The sequence below is a fragment of the Streptomyces broussonetiae genome, assembly GCF_009796285.1.
In the GTDB taxonomy this organism is placed as follows: Bacteria; Actinomycetota; Actinomycetes; order Streptomycetales; family Streptomycetaceae; genus Streptomyces; species Streptomyces broussonetiae.
Window position 1 is genome coordinate 2,066,491 of record NZ_CP047020.1, and the last position, 15,395, is coordinate 2,081,885.

Sequence of the window (15,395 nt, forward strand, 5' to 3'; positions counted from 1 at the left end):
GGCGGCTCCCGGGCTGTGCGCGTCGTGGGCGTCTGTCCGCGCACGTGCTGGGGTGTGCGCGTGACGCGGCTGACAGGGACGATGCCATGTGATCGACTTCTACACCAGGGCTCGCTCCACATAGTCCGTGTCGTGAAGATGTGCTCTGAGCACGGGTGAACGGCAGTTGAACGACACGCATGTGTGGGGCGCACAGTGGCAGGGTGAGCAGCATGGACGGTCGTGACCTGGTGCGTTCGGTGAGTGCGGTCGGTGCGGGGAGGGCGGCTCGAGGGTGGCGTACCGTACGTGCCGCGTGGCGCAGGAGGCGGATCGACGCCGCCGGGCTGCCGCGGCGGGGGGCCGAGCGGGCTCGGGTCCCGGGTCAGGTGGAGGGCGTGGAGCCGGGCGCCGGGGGCGGTGTGATCCGGTTCGGCCGGTCGGAGCTGCGCATCACGGTCGCGGTCAACGGGGCGGTGTTCCTGGGCTGGGACGGGGCGGGTCCGGAGCCGTCGTACGCGCTTGCGGGGAGCTGTCCGGAGCCGGATCCGCGGGCGGTGCTGGAGCCGGACAAGGACGGTGGCTGGCGGGTGGTCGCCGAGCGCGTCACGGTCGTCGTCTCCCGGCACGGTGCGGTGCACGTGTGCACGCCGGGCGGGGTGACGCTGCGGCATGATCTGCCGCCGCGCTGGTGGGAGCCGGTCGGCGGGGGTACGGCGCGGTGGATGCAGCGCTCTGAGGTGGCGGCGGACGCCCGGTTCTTCGGTCTGGGCGGGCGGGCGTCCGGGCCCCGGCTGCGGGAGGGGGTGTACCGGCTGTGGAACACCGATCCTGGCCGGGCGTTCGGGCCCGGCACCGATCCGTTGTATCTGACCATGCCGGTGCAGCTCGTGGTGGCCGACGCCGGTACGCATCTGGTGTTCCACGACACCACCTGGGACGGCACGGTGGTGCTGCGGGAGGGCGAGGAGGGCGCGGGGTCCGGGCACGACCGGGCGGGGCGCTGCGAGGTGCGGATGGACGGCGGTCCGCTGCGCTGCTGGGTGATGGTGGGTACTCCCGCGCGCGTGCTGCACACGTGGGCCTCGCTGACTGGGGCACCGGCGCTGCCGCCGGCGTGGGCGCTGGGCCACCATCACGCGCGCTGGGGTTTCGGCAGCGAGCAGGAGGTGCGCCGGATCGTGGCGGGCTACCAGGAGCGCGGTCTGCCGCTGGACGCGGTGCACCTGGACATCGACCACTACGACGACCACCAAGTGTTCACCGTCGACCAGGAACGGTTCTCCAAGCTGCCGGTGCTGGCGAAGGAGCTGCGCCGGGACGGGATCCGGCTGGTGTCGGTCGTCGATCCGGCCGTGAAGGCGGCGCCGGGCAACGCCGTGTACGACGGCGGCGAGGCGGTGGACGCGTTCGTGCGGGACGCCTCCGGGCGAACGGTGCGGGGTGTGGTGTGGGCCGGGGAGTCGGTGTTTCCGGACTTCACGCACGCGCGTGTGCGTGCGTGGTGGGGCGGGCTCTACGAGGAACGGCTGGGACAGGGTTTCGCGGGGTTCTGGCACGACATGAACGAGCCGACGTCGTTCAACGCCTTCGGGGAACCGACCCTGCCACGGTCGGCCCGGCATGCTCTGGAGGGCCGTGGCGGCGATCATCGGGAGGCGCACAACGTGTACGCACTGTGCATGGCCCGCGCGGGTTACGAGGGCCTGCGCAGGCTGGCGCCCGAGGAGCGGCCGTTTCTGTTCTCGCGCTCGGGCTGGGCGGGGATGCAGCGCTACGGCGGCACCTGGTCGGGGGACGTGGCGACCGGCTGGCCGGGGCTGCGGGCGTCGTTGTCGCTGGTGCTGGGGCTCGGGCTGTGCGGGGTGCCGTACTCGGGTCCGGACGTGGGGGGTTTCGACGGCAGTCCGTCGCCGGAGCTGTATCTGCGGTGGTTCCAGCTCGGTGCGTATCTGCCGCTGTTCCGCACTCACGCGGGTCTGCGGGCGGGGCGCAGGGAGCCCTGGGAGTTCGGGGCCGAGGTGCTGGAGCACGCGCGCGTGGCGCTGCTGGCACGGCAGCGGCTGCTGCCGTACCTGGTGACGCTGGCGCATCTGGCCCGGCGGACCGGAGCGCCCTATGTGCGGCCCGTGTGGTGGGGGTCTCCGGAGGACCGGGCGCTGCGTGACTGTGAGGACACGTTTCTGCTCGGGGACGGTCTGCTGGTGGCGCCGGTGCTGGAGCCGGGTGCGGACCGGCGTGCGGTGCAGCTGCCGCGGGGCCGCTGGTACGACACCGTGACGGAGCAGGTGTACGAGGGGCCGGGTCAGGTGCTCCTGGACGCGCCGCTGTCGCGGATACCGGTGCTCGCGCGCGCGGGTGCGGTCCTTCCGGTGCGGGGCGCCGACGGAGGTCTCGAGCTGGAGGTGTGGGCGCCCGCGCGGGGCCGGACCGGAGGGGGCCTGGTCGTGCCGGACGCGGGCGACGGGTGGGACGAACCGGAGACGGAACGCTACGTCGCCCGCCGGCACGGTCGGCGAGTGGTGGTCACCCGGGAACGGGAGAACGGTTCGGGTGAGCCGCCCTACCCGGTGCGGGTGCGGGGGCTCGGCTGAGCCGGGCGGGTCAGACGTACCGCCCCTCGAACCAGGCCCGTACGGCGACGGTGTGCAGGGGAAAGGCGAGTTCTTCGGGCCTGCGCAGCAGGTGCCAGCCCTCGGTCTCGTCCGTGGGGCCGGAGGGGGGCAGTTGGGCGAGCGGGCGTTCCGGGAGGAGTCCGAACAGCAGCAGGTGACCGTCGGGCGAGCTCATGGCGTCCATGAGCCGCACGTCACGGGCGGCCGCGTCGATCCCGGTCTCCTCCTTGAGCTCGCGCACGACGGCCTGTTTCCAGTCCTCCCGGTCGTCGATGTAGCCGCCGGGCAGGGCCGTGCCTCCGCGCGCGGGGGCGATGGTCCGGGTGATGACGACCAGGGCCGTGCCCTCGGTGTCGTACACGGGCTGGAGTGCGATCGCGACGGGCAGCGGGTTGCGGTAGGCGACGGCCCCGCAGGACGGGCAGGTCCGCGGCCAGCCGGATACGCCCTCTCCATAGGGCACTCCGCAGCTCGAACAGTGGGAGTCCGGCGCGGAGTTGGCAGGTGGTTGCTGAGTTTCGGACACGCGCGGACTGTATCCGATCAGAGGAAGGGCGTCTTCCGGCACCCGCGGTTCGGTTCACGCAGGCTCCCTGCCCTTTTCCGGTCACCCGTGGCACACTTCTGACGCTGCATCAGATTCGCCGTTGGGAGGGGCCTTGCCGCACACACGCACACCTGCGGTCGCCGGCTGGTTCGACGGGGAGGGGGACGGCTTCCGGCTGCTGGGCACGCGGTGCTCGGCCTGCGCGTCGGTGCACTTCCCGCGCGAGGACCTCCACTGCCGCAACCCGCACTGCACGGGCGGCCCTCTGGAAGAAGTCCCGTTGTCACGAAGCGGTCGTATCTGGTCGTACACGGACAGCCGGTATCGCCCGCCGTCACCCTATGTGAGCAATCCGGAACTTCCGTGGGAGCCGTACGCGTTGATCGCGGTGGAGCTGGAGGCCGAGCGGATAGTGGTGCTCGGGCAGACGGCTCCCGGGATCACCGTCGCCGATCTGACGGTGGGCATGGAGGTGGAGGTCGTCCCGGGAGTGCTCGACGAGGACGCGGAGACGGCCTGGACGACCTGGCACTGGCGGCCGACGGGGGTGACGGTGTGACGCAGGACGTGGCGGTGCTCGGCGCGGGCATGCACCCGTGGGGCAAGTGGGGGCGGTCCTTCGTGGAGTACGGGACGGTGGCGGCCCGCGCGGCGCTCGCGGACGCCGGTGTCGGCTGGAGCGACATCGGCTCGGTCGTGGGCGCGGACACGGTGCGTGGCGGGTATCCCGGGTATGTGGCGGGCGCGACGTTCGCCAAGGCCCTGGGCTGGCAGGGGGCCAGGGTGGCCAGTGTGTACGCGGCGTGCGCGTCCGGAGCGCAGGCGATCGCCGCCGCGCGGGCCCAGATACTCGCGGGGCTCGCGGACGTCGTCCTGGTGGTCGGGGCCGACGCCGCGCCCAAGGGGTTCTTCCGGCCCGCGGGCGGGGACCGCCCCGACGACCCGGACTGGCTGCGCTTCCGGCTGCTGGGCGCCACGAACCCCACGTACTTCGGGCTGTACGCGCGCCGGCGGATGGCGGTGCACGGGGACACACCGGAGGACTTCGCGCTGGTCAAGGTGAAGAACGCGGCCATGGGCGCGCTCAACCCGTACGCCCGGTACCGCAAGCGGGTCACCGCCGAGGAGGTCGCCGCCTCCGCAGTGGTCGCCGATCCGCTGCGGCTGCTCGACATCTGCGCCACCTCCGACGGTGCCGCGGCCCTGGTCCTGTCCAGCATGGACTTCGCGCGCCGACTCGGTGCGGCCCGGCCGGTGCGGATCCGGGCGGTGTCGACGGTGACCCCGAACTTCCCGAACACGGTGCTGGACCTGCCGGACATCGCCACCGACTCGGCGGTCGCGGTGGAGCCCACGGGCGAGACGTTCCGGGCGTCCATCGCCCGGGCCGCCTTCGAGGAGGCGGGCCTCGGTCCCGAGGATCTGTCCCTGGCGGAGGTATACGACCTGTCCACCGCGCTGGAGCTGCAGTGGTACGAGGATCTGCGGCTGTGCGGAGAGGGCGAGGGCGCGAAGCTCCTGCGGGAGGGCGCGACGGCCCCGGGCGGCCGCATACCCGTCAACGCCAGCGGCGGCCTCGCCTCCTTCGGGGAGGCGGTGCCGGCCCAGGCGATCGCCCAGGTCTGCGAACTGACCTGGCAGTTGAGGGGCACCGCGGGCGAACGTCAGATCGCCGGGGCGCGCGTGGGGATCACCGCCAACCAGGGGCTGTTCGGGCATGGATCGTCGGTGGTCGCGGTGCGGTGACCGGAGCCTCCTGTGCCGCGGGAAGGCGCGGCCCGGTGCCGGTGGTAAGCGAGTGATCCATGAGGTTGTCCACGCTGTGTGATCGTCCCGGAATCCTGCGTGAATGTCTCATGAACTGCGCCTGGGCGTACCCAGGCAGCGCCATCATGCTCCCGTGCACTCCTGGACGGACACTCTGCGCTTCGCCTTCCAACCGGTGGTCAACCTGAGGACGGGCGCGGTCGCCGCCCTGGAGACGCTTGCCCGCCCGGAGACCGGTGACATCCTCGCCGAGGCCCGTCGGGATCCCGAACTCGACGCCGGGCTCACGGTGTTGGCGCTGCGCGCGGCGACGCGCAAGGAGACGCTGCTGCCGTTGCACCTGAATGTGTTCGCGGCCACGCTCGCCGACCTCGGCGGCCTCACCCCGCTGCACGACGCCGTGCGTGCGGCGGGGCGCCTGCCGTGGGAGGTGACGCTGGACGTCGTACCGCCGTACACGCATGTGCCCCACCGGGCCCTGCTGGAGGCCGTGGCGGCACTGCGCGAGCAGGGGTTCCGGATCAGCGCGGACGGCATCGGGGACGGCGACGTACCGCTGCGGCTGCTCACCGACCTCGCTCCCGACCTGGTCAAGCTCGACGCCTCGCTGCTGGCCCGGCCCGCCGCGGTGCGGGCGATGCGTACGCTGTGCGAGGAGTTGGGAGCCCTGGTCGCCGTGGAGGGGGTCGAGACCGAGCTGCAGTACGCGTCGGCCCTGTCGGCCGGTGCGCAGCTGGCCCAGGGCGAGCTGTTCGCGCCACCGGCCCGGATCCCCGCCGTGGACGTATACGTTCCGCCCCGCTCGCCCGGTGTCGTGGCCGTGCCCCGGTCCGGGCCGTCGGTGCGGGAGTTCGTGCGCCCCGCCGCCGTCCTGCCGGTGACCGCTTCAGCGGGACAGGTGCGGGCGCTGCTGACCGGGTCGCCGGACGTCTCCGGTGTGCTGCTGGTGGACCAGGCGGGGCGGCCCGTGCGGTCGGTGCACCGCTCGCGTTTCCTGCTGTCGATGTCCGCCCGGTACGGGCACGCCCTGTACGCCGACCGGCCGGCCTTCAAGCTGGGTGACCCGCCCCGCACGGTCGGCGTCGACGCCACCGCCTGGGAGGTGCTGGACGTGGTCGCGATCGGTGGCCGGGACCGGACCTCCGACGATGTGGCGGTGGTCGACGTACGGGGCCGGTGCGTGGGCGTCGTTCGGCTCGCGGACCTGGTGCGGTCGCTGTCCGAGAGCCGGGTCGAGGAGGCGGCCGGGCTCAATCCGCTGACCCGGCTGCCCGGTTCGGACGCGATCACGAGCGAGGTGGACCGGTGCATCGCGGGCGGGCGGACGTTCGCGCTGAGCTGGCTGGACATCGATCACTTCAAACAGGTCAACGACGGTGCGGGATTCGCTGCGGGCGACGATCTGATCCGGTCGGTCGGCAAGGCTCTGCAACAGGCGGTCGAGGGGCACGCGCGCGTGGGGCACATCGGCGGGGACGACTTCCTGCTGCTGGCCGACGAGGAGGCGCTCGATCCGCTGGTGGCCACCGTGCTCGACGCGGGCTGGTCGGCGGGGGGCCGGCCGGTCACGCTGTCCCTCGCGACCGTCGTGTGCGCGCCGGGCAGCGTGGGCGACCATCGCCAGGCCGCCGCCCAGCTCGCACCGTTGAAGAAGGCGGCCAAGGCGTTGCACGGCGCGAGCTGGGTGCTCGGGCGCGCCGGTGTCCGCGGTCACGAGGTCCGGCGCGGCGGCACGGGGACGGCCACGGCGCAGGCCGGGTTCGCGGCGGTCGAGCCCGGACGGTGAACGGCCCGTCGTATACGGCCGTCGAGATATCCGCCCGGCGGGTGCGCCGGTGTCACCGTAGCCGTCGGCAACCTTGACGCCCCCGGAACGCCGGTGAACACTTCCCGGTGTCGGCCGACATCGCCGTACATTCTCGGCGTTATCAGGCACTGTGCCACGGGTCTGCCCTGCTCCACGGCCCGTCCCTGCCAGGCGATGCGGCTGCGACGGCACGCTCGTCACGGACGCCGGGCGGGGCGCGGGGACCCCCTGCCTTCGGCCGAAGTCGCCAAGGGAACCGTCCTGCACCCGGGGCCGGGGCTGATCGCCCGGGCCGGCGCCAAGGGAGCCGCCATGAGCAACGGAGACATCTTCGTCGGCGAGGTCATCGGCACCGCGATCCTGATCCTGTTCGGTGCCGGTGTCTGTGCCGCCGTCACCCTCAGACACTCCAAGGCGCGGGCCGCTGGCTGGGTCGTCATCGCGTTCGGCTGGGGTTTCGGTGTCCTCGCGGGCGCGTACACCGCCGCTCCCCTCTCCGGTGGCCAGCTCAATCCCGCGGTCACCCTCGGCATCGCCATCGACACCGGCAAGTGGGGCAAGGTCTGGGTGTATCTGCTGGGCCAGATCGTGGGCGCGATGCTCGGCGCCGTACTCGCCTATCTGGTGTATCTCGCCCAGTTCCAGGCCAACGGCCGTACGCAGGAGAGCACCGAGGCCGACGGTCCGGTGCCGACCCTGGGCATCTTCTCGACCATTCCGGAGATCAGGAACCCGGTGGCCAACCTCATCACCGAGATCATCGCCACCATGGCGCTGGTACTGCCCGTCCTCGCCTTCGGGCTGACCAAGGGGCTGGGCGAGTCCGGCACGACCGCACTGATCGTCTCCCTGCTCGTGGTCGGCATCGGGCTCTCTCTCGGCGGCCCCACCGGTTACGCCATCAACCCGGCCCGCGACCTCGGCCCGCGCATCGTGCACACCTTCCTCCCGATCCCCAACAAGGGCACGTCGGACTGGAGTTACGCCTGGATACCGGTCCTCGGACCGCTGATCGGCGGAGCGCTCGCCGGCGCCCTCTACAACGCGGCCTTCTGAACGCCCGTACGCCACCTCGCGGCCTCGCGTGCCGCCTTCTTCCCACCCCTCACGCGCCCCTTTGCACAGCGACCCGACCCAGCGACCCAGGGGACTGCCATGACGGACACCGCCGACACCTACGTCGCCGCCATCGACCAGGGCACCACGTCCAGCCGCTGCATCGTCTTCGACCACAGCGGCGCGATCGTCGCCGTCGACCAGCGCGAGCACCGCCAGATCTTCCCCAAACCGGGCTGGGTGGAGCACGACGCGACGGAGATCTGGGCCAAGGTGCAGGCCGTGGTGGCAGGAGCGCTCGCCAAGGCCGGGCTGCGCGCCGACCAGTTGAGCGCGCTGGGCATCACCAACCAGCGCGAGACGACGGTCCTGTGGGACCGCGCCACGGGCAAACCCGTCCACAATGCCATCGTCTGGCAGGACACCCGCACCGCAGCCCTGTGCGGCGAACTCGGCGGAGCGTACGGCCAGGACCGCTTCCGGGAGCAGACCGGGCTGCCGCTCGCCAGCTACTTCTCCGGGCCCAAGGCGGCCTGGCTGCTCGACCACGTGCCCGGTCTGCGGGAGCGTGCCGAACGCGGCGAGATCGCCTTCGGGACCGTCGACTCCTGGCTGATCTGGAACCTCACCGGCGGCACCGAGGGCGGACGGCACGTCACCGACGTCACGAACGCGGGGCGCACCCTGCTCATGAACCTCGAGACGCTCCAGTGGGACACGTCCATCCTGTCCGCGATGAACCTCCCCGCGGTGATGCTGCCGGAGATCCGGTCCTCCGCCGAGGTCTACGGCACGGCGGTCGGACAGCTCGCCGGGGTGCCCGTGGCCTCCGCGCTGGGCGACCAGCAGGCCGCCGTGTTCGGGCAGGCCTGCTACGACGTGGGCAGCGCCAAGAACACGTACGGCACCGGCAGTTTCCTGCTGCTCAACACCGGCAACCGGCCGGTGCCGTCCAAGAGCGGGCTGCTCACGACCCTGGGCTACAAGATCGGCGGGGAGGCGCCGGTGTACTGCCTGGAGGGGTCCATAGCGATAACGGGCGCGCTGGTGCAGTGGTTCCGCGACCAGCTCGGGATCATCCGGAGCGCCGACGAGATCGAGACACTGGCGGCGAGCGTCGAGGACAACGGCGGCGCCTACATCGTGCCCGCGTTCTCCGGTCTGTTCGCGCCGTACTGGCGTGCCGACGCGCGCGGGGTCGTCACCGGCCTCACCCGGTACGTCACGAAGGCGCATCTCGCGCGCGCGGTGCTGGAGGCGACGAGCTGGCAGACGCGGGAGGTCGTGGACGCCATGTACCAGGACTCCGGGGTGCGGATCAGCACCTTGAAGGTCGACGGCGGCATGACGAAGAACAAGCTGCTCATGCAGCACCAGGCGGACGTCCTCGGCGTTCCGGTGATCCGTCCCCGGGTGTCGGAGACGACCTGTCTGGGTGCCGCCTACGCGGCCGGTCTGGCAACGGGCGTCTGGAACGACCTGGACCAGCTGAAGTCGCACTGGCAGAAGGACGCGGAGTGGACGCCCGTGATGGAGGCGTCGGTGCGCGAGCGCGAGTACCGCAACTGGCGCAGGGCCGTGGAGAAGAGCTTCGGCTGGCTGGAGGAGGACGGGGCGTAGACATACGGGGCCAGAAGTCCCCGTACGCGCGCGTGCTTCTCACCGGACCACGGCCCGTACCCCGGTCGGCGGGGGTACGGGCCGTGCCGTTTTGGCAGGTACTGCGGTGCCCTTGCGGTGGTCAGCCGATGGCGGGCTGGCGGTGGTCTGCCGCGTACTGCATGGCGTGCTGGACGACCCCGATGAGCACGTTCTTGACCGATTCCCGGTCGCGCGCGTCGCACAGGACGAGGGGGACGTCGTCGTCCAGGTCGAGGGCCTGCCGGACCGTCTCGGCCGGGTAACGGTCCGCGTCCTCGAAGCAGTTGACGCCGACGAGGAAGGGGATGCGGCGCCGTTCGAAGTAGTCGACGCCGGCGAAGCAGTCCTCCAGGCGACGGGTGTCGGCGAGCACGACGGCCCCGAGTGCGCCCTCGGACAACTCGTCCCACATGAACCAGAACCGTTCCTGCCCGGGCGTGCCGAAGAGGTACAGCACCAGGTCCTCGCGGAGGGTGATGCGGCCGAAGTCCATCGCCACGGTGGTGGTGTGCTTGCTCTCCACACCGCTGGTGTCGTCGACCGGACGCCCGGCCTCCGTGAGTACTTCCTCGGTGCGCAGCGGCCTGATCTCGCTGACCGCGCCGACGAGGGTCGTCTTGCCCACGCCGAAACCGCCGGCCACCAGGATCTTGAGCGTGACGGGCTCGACCGGGGGCTTGCCGCGCTCAGAACGCCCGAAGATCATCGGTCTCTTCTCCTGCTTGATGGGTTCGGGGGACGGTCACAGCGCCCGGAGGCCGTTGATCACGTCACGCAGAATGCTCTCGTCGGGCAGCTCGGCCGGGGGCACCGGTCGGGTGACATGGACGAGTTCGGCGTGCACGAGATCGCCGATGAGGACCCGGACCACGCCGATCGGCAGATCGATCTCCGCGGCGAGTTCGGCGACCGACTGCGGAGAGTCCCGGCACAGCCCGACGATCGCCACGTGTTCGGGCGACAGCGTCGGGTCCGCTTCCGGGTCGGCCGCTTCGGGCTCCGTGACGACCACCGCGATCAGGTCGAGGCGGTGCTGGGCCGGACTCGTGGTCCGGCCGCGTGTCATGGCGTAGGGACGGACGACCGGTCCGGCCTCGTCGTCGAACCAGTGGCTTCTTCCCTGACCGTCTCCGTTCATGCCATCCCACTACCCGCCTGCGGGCAGATCGGTGCGCGGGGAGGTACCTAGATGCACGCCGACCCGCTTGACCAGAAGCGTCATCTCGTAGGCGACCTGGCCGACGTCGGACTCGGCGTCCGAGAGGACGGCGAGGCAGCTGCCGTCCCCGGCGGCGGTGACGAACAGGAAGGCGTCGTCCAGCTCGACCACCGTCTGGCGGACGCTGCCCGCGTCGAAGTGGCGGCCGACGCCCTTGGCGAGGCTGTGGAAGCCGGACGCCACGGCGGCCAGATGCTCGCCGTCCTCCCTGGTCAGGTCCTTGGACACGCCCATGGGCAGTCCGTCGCCGGACAGGATGACGGCCTTGCGGATGCTGGCGACCCGGTCGACCAGGTCGTCCAGGAGCCAGTTCAGCTCCCCCTTGTCGGTCGCGGTGTGGCCGGTGGCCCTCGGTGCGGTCATCGACCGTCCCCCTCTGTCGTTCCTGGTGCTGTGCCGTTCCCGGACTCGTCGCCCGCGGCGTTCTCCGCCCGGCCGCGCTGCCAGCCGCGCTGGAGCGAGGCCATCCGGCTGCGGACCTCCTCCGCGTCCCGGTCGGCGGGCTGCCCCGCTCGTTCGGCGCGTCGTGCGGTGTCCTGCCTGAGCTGGGGAGCCAGGCTGGCCTGACGCACCCGCCGGGGCAGCGGCCCGGTACCGCCCGGTGACACGGACGGCCGGGCGGCCGTCTCACCGGTGGTGAAGTCTGCGGTCCCGTCCGACACGGACGCGCCGGGACGGGTGACATCGGCGGCACCGCTCGCCACCGACGCCTGCTCGGCGGGCGGGAGCGGCGCATCGCCGGGGCGGATCCCCTGCCCGGCGGACGACAGCGGCGCATCGCCGGGACGGAGCCCCTGCCCGGCGGACGGGAGCACGTCACCGGGGTGGGCAGCGTCGGCGGGTGGCCAGGCCGTGGCGCCAGAGCCAGGCGCACCGACGGCCGGGCCAAGCTCATCGCCTCGGTCGGTGGCAGCACCGCCGGGCGGAAGGGCGTCACCGGCGCGGGACCGGTCGGCGGCGGTCGCCCGGAGCGCGTCCCCGGGGTCGGCAGCGTCACCGGCGGACGGGAGCACGTCACCGGCACGGGCCGTGTCGCCGGTGGGCGACGCCATGTTCCCGCTGGGCGAGGCAACGTCCCCGGTGGGCGTTTCAACGTCCCCGGTGGGCGTGGCCGCATCGTCCGTGGGCCAGTTCGCGCCCTCAGCGGGCCAAGCCACGCCGTCGGCAGGCGAAGCCGCGTGCGCGGCCTGCCCAGTCGCATCGGCGGCGGACCGGCCGGCATCGCCGGGCGGCAAGGCCTCGCCGCTGCCCGGCCGGGTCGGTTCGCCGGACCGGGCGGTACGGCCGGGGGCGTCGGTGGTGGGTGTCTCGCGGCGGGTGCGGCGGGGTAGTGCCGGGGCCCCGGTCGGCTCGGTGGCGCCGGTGGTGGGGGCCGGAGCGCCTTCCTCCGCCCGGTCCGTGCGCTCGCCGCCGTGCCGGGCGGCCGTGCCGCGCCGTCTGGAGGGCAGCGGGGCCAGTGTGCCCGGATCGGAGGTGCGGGGCCCGGCGGAGGGCTGCCGGTCGGGTTCGTCACGGCGGGAACGCTGGTCGGTGACGGGCTTGCCGTGCGAGCTGACCAGTTTGGGTGTCTGGCGCCGCGGCAGCGGTACGGGGCCACGGTCACCGGCCGTGTCACGGGGTGGGCGGTCGGCGGTCGGGGCGGCCGTCCGCTCGTCGTCGTGGGCGCGTGAGCGACGGTGCCGGAACAGTCCGCCACGCTCGCTGTCCTCGTCCGCCAGTGCGCCGGGGAAGTCCTCGAGGGCGTCGAGATCGACGGGGGCCTCCAGCTCGACGGGACCGTCCATCAGGGACGTCGGCAGGCTGGGCAGCTGGGCCGCCGCCGGGGCACGGCCCATGCTCCGGCTCGCCGTCTGCCCGGTCTCCCGCGCCGAACGGTCCCGGTCCAGGCGGAAGCCGATTCCGTTGGTGTCCGGTACGTCGTCGGTCAGCAGCGCGTCGGGGAGGAACACGACGGCGGTGGTGCCGCCGTAGGGCGAGGGCTGGAGGGAGACACGGACGTTCTGCCGCTGGGCCAGGCGGCTGACCACGAAGAGGCCGAGCCGGTCGGTGTCGGAGAGTTCGAACTCGGGGGTCTCGGCAAGACGCAGGTTGGCGTCCAGGAGTGTCTCTGCCGTCATGCCGAGGCCCCGGTCGTGGATCTCCAGCGTGAAGCCGTTGGCGACGCGCTCGCCGAGGACCTGGACGGCGGTGTGCGGGGGCGAGAAGACCGTGGCGTTCTCGAGGAGTTCGGCCACGAGGTGCGTGAGGTCGGCGACGGCCGGGCCGGTGACGGCGACGCGTGGGAGGCGGCGGACCTCGACGCGCTCGTAGTCCTCGACCTCGGCGACGGCGGCCCGCACGACGTCCATCAGCTGGACCGGGCGGCGCCACTGCCGGGACGGCGCGGCGCCGGAGAGGATCACCAGGCCCTCGGCGTGCCGGCGCATGCGGGTGGTGAGGTGGTCCAGGCGGAAGAGGTCGGCGAGTTCGTCGGTGTCCTCGGTGCGGCGTTCCATCGTGTCGAGCAGGGTGAGCTGCTTGTGCAGCAGCACCTGGCTGCGGCGGGCGAGGTTGACGAACACCTCGGAGACACCGGAGCGCAGTTCGGCCTGCTTGACGGCGGCTTCGACGGCGGCGCGCTGGAGGGTGTTGAGGGCGTGGCCGACCTCACCGACCTCGTTCTTGTCGTACTCCAGGCGCGGCACCTCGGTCTCGACGTCGACCTGTTCACCGGCGGACAGGCGCCGCATCACGCTCGGCAGCCGGACACCGGAGGCCTCGTGCGCCTCCAGACGCAACTGGCGCAGGTCGCGGATGAGGCTGCGGCCGACCCGCACGGACAGGACGAGGGAGAACAGGAGGGCGACCAGGCCGAGCAGGCCGGCGACGGCCGCCTGGAGGATGACGCTCATGGCCACGGGGCGGGTGCGGCTCTGGAAGCGGTCGCCCGCCTGGTCGTCCAGGTTGCCCAGCCCGTCCAGCGCACTCGCCGCGGCGGAGTCCCAGCTCTTGGCGGTGACGTCGCCGGGCATGCCGGAGTCCGATCCGATGACGGACTGTTCGGCCGTACGCAGCGGGTTGGTGGTGGCGTCCTTCCAGAAGCGCTCGTAACGGTCGCGCTCGGCGGCGGGCAGCAGCGGCAGGCTGATGTCGTACAGGAGATTGCGCTGCGCGACGAGGGAGGAGATGTCCCGAGTCTCTTCGCGGGTGAGCCGGCCGACGACGAGGGAGGAGCCGAGCAGCGCATCCTCGCGGGAGAGCAGCTCGCGCGCGCGGGTGATGTTGACCAGCGCGCGGGCCTGCTTGTCCAACTCGACGTCGTCGACGCCGTCGAGGGCGTCGAGCAGCGTGTAACAGGGGTCGACGAGACGGTTGTAGAGGTCGAGCGCCTGGGCGCGGTCGACCGTTCCCTGCTCGACGCTGCGGCGCAGGGAGTCCAGGCCGTCGAAGGCGTCCAGGACGGCGGTGAGGCGTTCGTAGTCGGCCGCGTCCATGCCGTCGCGGACCTTGTGGTCCTTGGCGTTCTTGCGGATCTTGGCGACCGCCCCGTCGGTGACGGTGCGGGTGCGCTCCAGCGCGGAGACCGCGTCGGCGGCCCGCGGGTCGGCCAGGTAGACGAGGGTCTGCCGGCGCTCCTGCTGGAGTGCGCGGGCGGTGTCCTCGGTGGGGTAACCGACGTCCTTCGTCACGTCGTTCGCCTGGAAGAGCTGGGCGACCTCGCGTCCCGTGAGCACCGTGGCGAAGCCCCAGACGGCGGTCAGGGACACCAGCGGCACGAGAAGCAGCGCCACGATCTTCCGGCGGATCGACTTCCCGCGAAAGCGCATGGCCTCCCCCAGCTCGACCCCCGCCGGCCGGGGGTGCACATGTGCGTCAACAAACGGCGCGAGCCTACTACCGCCCCACAGTTAACTCGAAGACTTGTCCGGAGGGCGAACTTCCACTCCGGCGCCGAGACATGGCGAGTTTTCCGGGCATTGGGGGAGATTGCCACCGCGATCAGATGGCCACTCCCGGCCCGATCACGACGAGTTGGCCGGGTGGTTGGCTGGATTTTTACGCCCGTGGGGAATCTTTACGCGATCTCGTTCGTCCTTGCCTACGGGAAAGGGGGGCGGAATGGGCCAGAGGTGCCGCATCCCGAACCTTGGCGGCGTAAAACTGCGCAAGCCGGGCAGCCACTGGGGAGCCGGGGTCTTGGGACACCGGGGCGAACGGTCGGCCGGCAGTGGGGAGGGACACGGTGACGGGGACGGCGGAGCGGCGCGAGGCGCCCGAGGAGCGCGGGACGAGGCGTTCGACGACGATGCACGGGCACGGGCGGCCGGATCGCGACATTCCGGCTCATGGGCGGGTCGAGGGGTTCGCCGCCGGTGAACGACAGGCGGGGTACCGACAGTTGTGGATCGAGGAGCCGGCCCGGCGGCACCCGATGCCCGATCCGGTGCGTACGGCGGCGGTGCGGGCAGTCCTGATCATCGCGGTGACACTGATCCAGGCCATGGTGGCCTTCCTGTGCACGATGGCCGACTCCTGGCTGGCCTTCCCCATGGTGATCAGCAGCGTGGTGAGCACGGTGGTGGCCACCTGGGCGGTGGTCGACGTGTGGGTCACCCGCCAGGTGTGGAACCAGCGGTACGGCGTGATCTCCGAGCCGAGCAGCACGGCCCGGACCCTGCGCCGGGAGCGGCGGACCCGTCGGCGCCGGGAGCGGGCGGCCCTTCGTGAACAGGAGCGCATACACAGGCGGGGCGGCGCCGGTCAGCTGTCCCACCCCTGACCCGG

Annotated in this window: 12 protein-coding genes; 7 read left to right on the forward strand and 5 right to left on the reverse strand. The window is 72.2% G+C overall.

The genetic code is table 11. The features are described 5' to 3' along the window. Nucleotides 1-212 precede the first annotated feature (212 nt). Nucleotides 213-2,573 (forward strand): glycoside hydrolase family 31 protein, encoded by a 2,361-nt coding sequence (locus GQF42_RS09510; RefSeq protein ID WP_199273041.1) that lies wholly within the window; start codon nt 213-215, stop codon nt 2,571-2,573. A gap of 10 nt (nt 2,574-2,583) precedes the next feature. Here the strand turns inward: GQF42_RS09510 and GQF42_RS09515 are convergent, their stop codons facing one another. Further along, nucleotides 2,584-3,120 carry an NUDIX domain-containing protein gene (locus tag GQF42_RS09515; RefSeq protein ID WP_158919204.1) on the reverse strand — a complete coding sequence of 179 codons (537 nt, stop codon included), beginning with the start codon at nt 3,118-3,120 and terminating at the stop codon, nt 2,584-2,586. A 133-nt stretch (nt 3,121-3,253) separates the two neighbouring features. Here GQF42_RS09515 and GQF42_RS09520 point away from each other — a divergent pair, with 133 nt between their 5' ends. The 5 genes from GQF42_RS09520 to glpK all read left to right on the forward strand — a co-directional run bounded on the left by GQF42_RS09520 (nt 3,254) and on the right by glpK (nt 9,391). Then, complete coding sequence (locus tag GQF42_RS09520; protein WP_158919205.1) at nt 3,254-3,700, forward strand: Zn-ribbon domain-containing OB-fold protein; 447 nt, start codon at nt 3,254-3,256, stop codon at nt 3,698-3,700. After that, nucleotides 3,697-4,887 carry a lipid-transfer protein gene (locus tag GQF42_RS09525; RefSeq protein ID WP_158919206.1) on the forward strand — a complete coding sequence of 397 codons (1,191 nt, stop codon included), beginning with the start codon at nt 3,697-3,699 and terminating at the stop codon, nt 4,885-4,887. The genes GQF42_RS09520 and GQF42_RS09525 overlap by 4 nt, the downstream gene beginning before the upstream one ends. 154 nt (nt 4,888-5,041) lie before the next feature. Continuing rightward, entirely contained in the window at nt 5,042-6,694 is a 1,653-nt protein-coding gene (locus GQF42_RS09530) for a GGDEF domain-containing protein (RefSeq protein ID WP_158919207.1), read from the forward strand. 333 nt (nt 6,695-7,027) lie between these two features. Continuing rightward, entirely contained in the window at nt 7,028-7,771 is a 744-nt protein-coding gene (locus GQF42_RS09535) for an MIP/aquaporin family protein (RefSeq protein WP_158919208.1), read from the forward strand. Nucleotides 7,772-7,870: 99 nt separating this feature from the next. Next, entirely contained in the window at nt 7,871-9,391 is a 1,521-nt protein-coding gene (gene glpK / locus GQF42_RS09540) for a glycerol kinase GlpK (protein ID WP_158919209.1), read from the forward strand. 121 nt (nt 9,392-9,512) lie between these two features. Here glpK and GQF42_RS09545 read toward each other — a convergent pair whose 3' ends face one another. The 4 genes from GQF42_RS09545 to GQF42_RS09565 are packed head-to-tail and all read right to left on the reverse strand — an operon-like array spanning nt 9,513 to nt 14,437. Further along, the gene (locus GQF42_RS09545; protein WP_158919210.1) at nt 9,513-10,118 is read right to left on the reverse strand and encodes a GTP-binding protein; all 606 of its coding nucleotides are present in this window, start codon (nt 10,116-10,118) and stop codon (nt 9,513-9,515) included. Nucleotides 10,119-10,154: 36 nt separating this feature from the next. After that, nucleotides 10,155-10,550 carry a DUF742 domain-containing protein gene (locus GQF42_RS09550; RefSeq protein WP_158919211.1) on the reverse strand — a complete coding sequence of 132 codons (396 nt, stop codon included), beginning with the start codon at nt 10,548-10,550 and terminating at the stop codon, nt 10,155-10,157. A gap of 9 nt (nt 10,551-10,559) precedes the next feature. After that, entirely contained in the window at nt 10,560-10,994 is a 435-nt protein-coding gene (locus GQF42_RS09555) for a roadblock/LC7 domain-containing protein (protein ID WP_158919212.1), read from the reverse strand. Next, a complete protein-coding gene (locus GQF42_RS09565) occupies nt 10,991-14,437 on the reverse strand; it encodes a sensor histidine kinase (RefSeq protein ID WP_233273310.1) in 3,447 nt (1,148 codons plus the stop codon). The genes GQF42_RS09555 and GQF42_RS09565 overlap by 4 nt, the downstream gene beginning before the upstream one ends. Before the next feature lie 401 nt (nt 14,438-14,838). On the opposite strand from GQF42_RS09565, the gene GQF42_RS09570 reads away from it, so the two are divergent. Further along, nucleotides 14,839-15,390: a hypothetical protein gene (locus tag GQF42_RS09570; RefSeq protein WP_158919213.1), complete on the forward strand. Its 552-nt coding sequence runs from the start codon at nt 14,839-14,841 to the stop codon at nt 15,388-15,390. Nucleotides 15,391-15,395 lie beyond the last annotated feature (5 nt).

Excerpts from the sequence above, each read along its gene's own strand:
- GQF42_RS09550 (WP_158919211.1), bottom strand. The coding sequence starts at position 10,550 with ATGAACGGAGACGGTCAGGGAAGAAGCCACTGGTTCGACGACGAGGCC.
- GQF42_RS09535 (WP_158919208.1), top strand. The coding sequence starts at position 7,028 with ATGAGCAACGGAGACATCTTCGTCGGCGAGGTCATCGGCACCGCGATC.
- GQF42_RS09565 (WP_233273310.1), bottom strand. The coding sequence starts at position 14,437 with ATGCGCTTTCGCGGGAAGTCGATCCGCCGGAAGATCGTGGCGCTGCTT.
- GQF42_RS09555 (WP_158919212.1), bottom strand. The coding sequence starts at position 10,994 with ATGACCGCACCGAGGGCCACCGGCCACACCGCGACCGACAAGGGGGAG.
- GQF42_RS09510 (WP_199273041.1), top strand. The coding sequence starts at position 213 with ATGGACGGTCGTGACCTGGTGCGTTCGGTGAGTGCGGTCGGTGCGGGG.
- glpK (WP_158919209.1), top strand. The coding sequence starts at position 7,871 with ATGACGGACACCGCCGACACCTACGTCGCCGCCATCGACCAGGGCACC.
- GQF42_RS09545 (WP_158919210.1), bottom strand. The coding sequence starts at position 10,118 with ATGATCTTCGGGCGTTCTGAGCGCGGCAAGCCCCCGGTCGAGCCCGTC.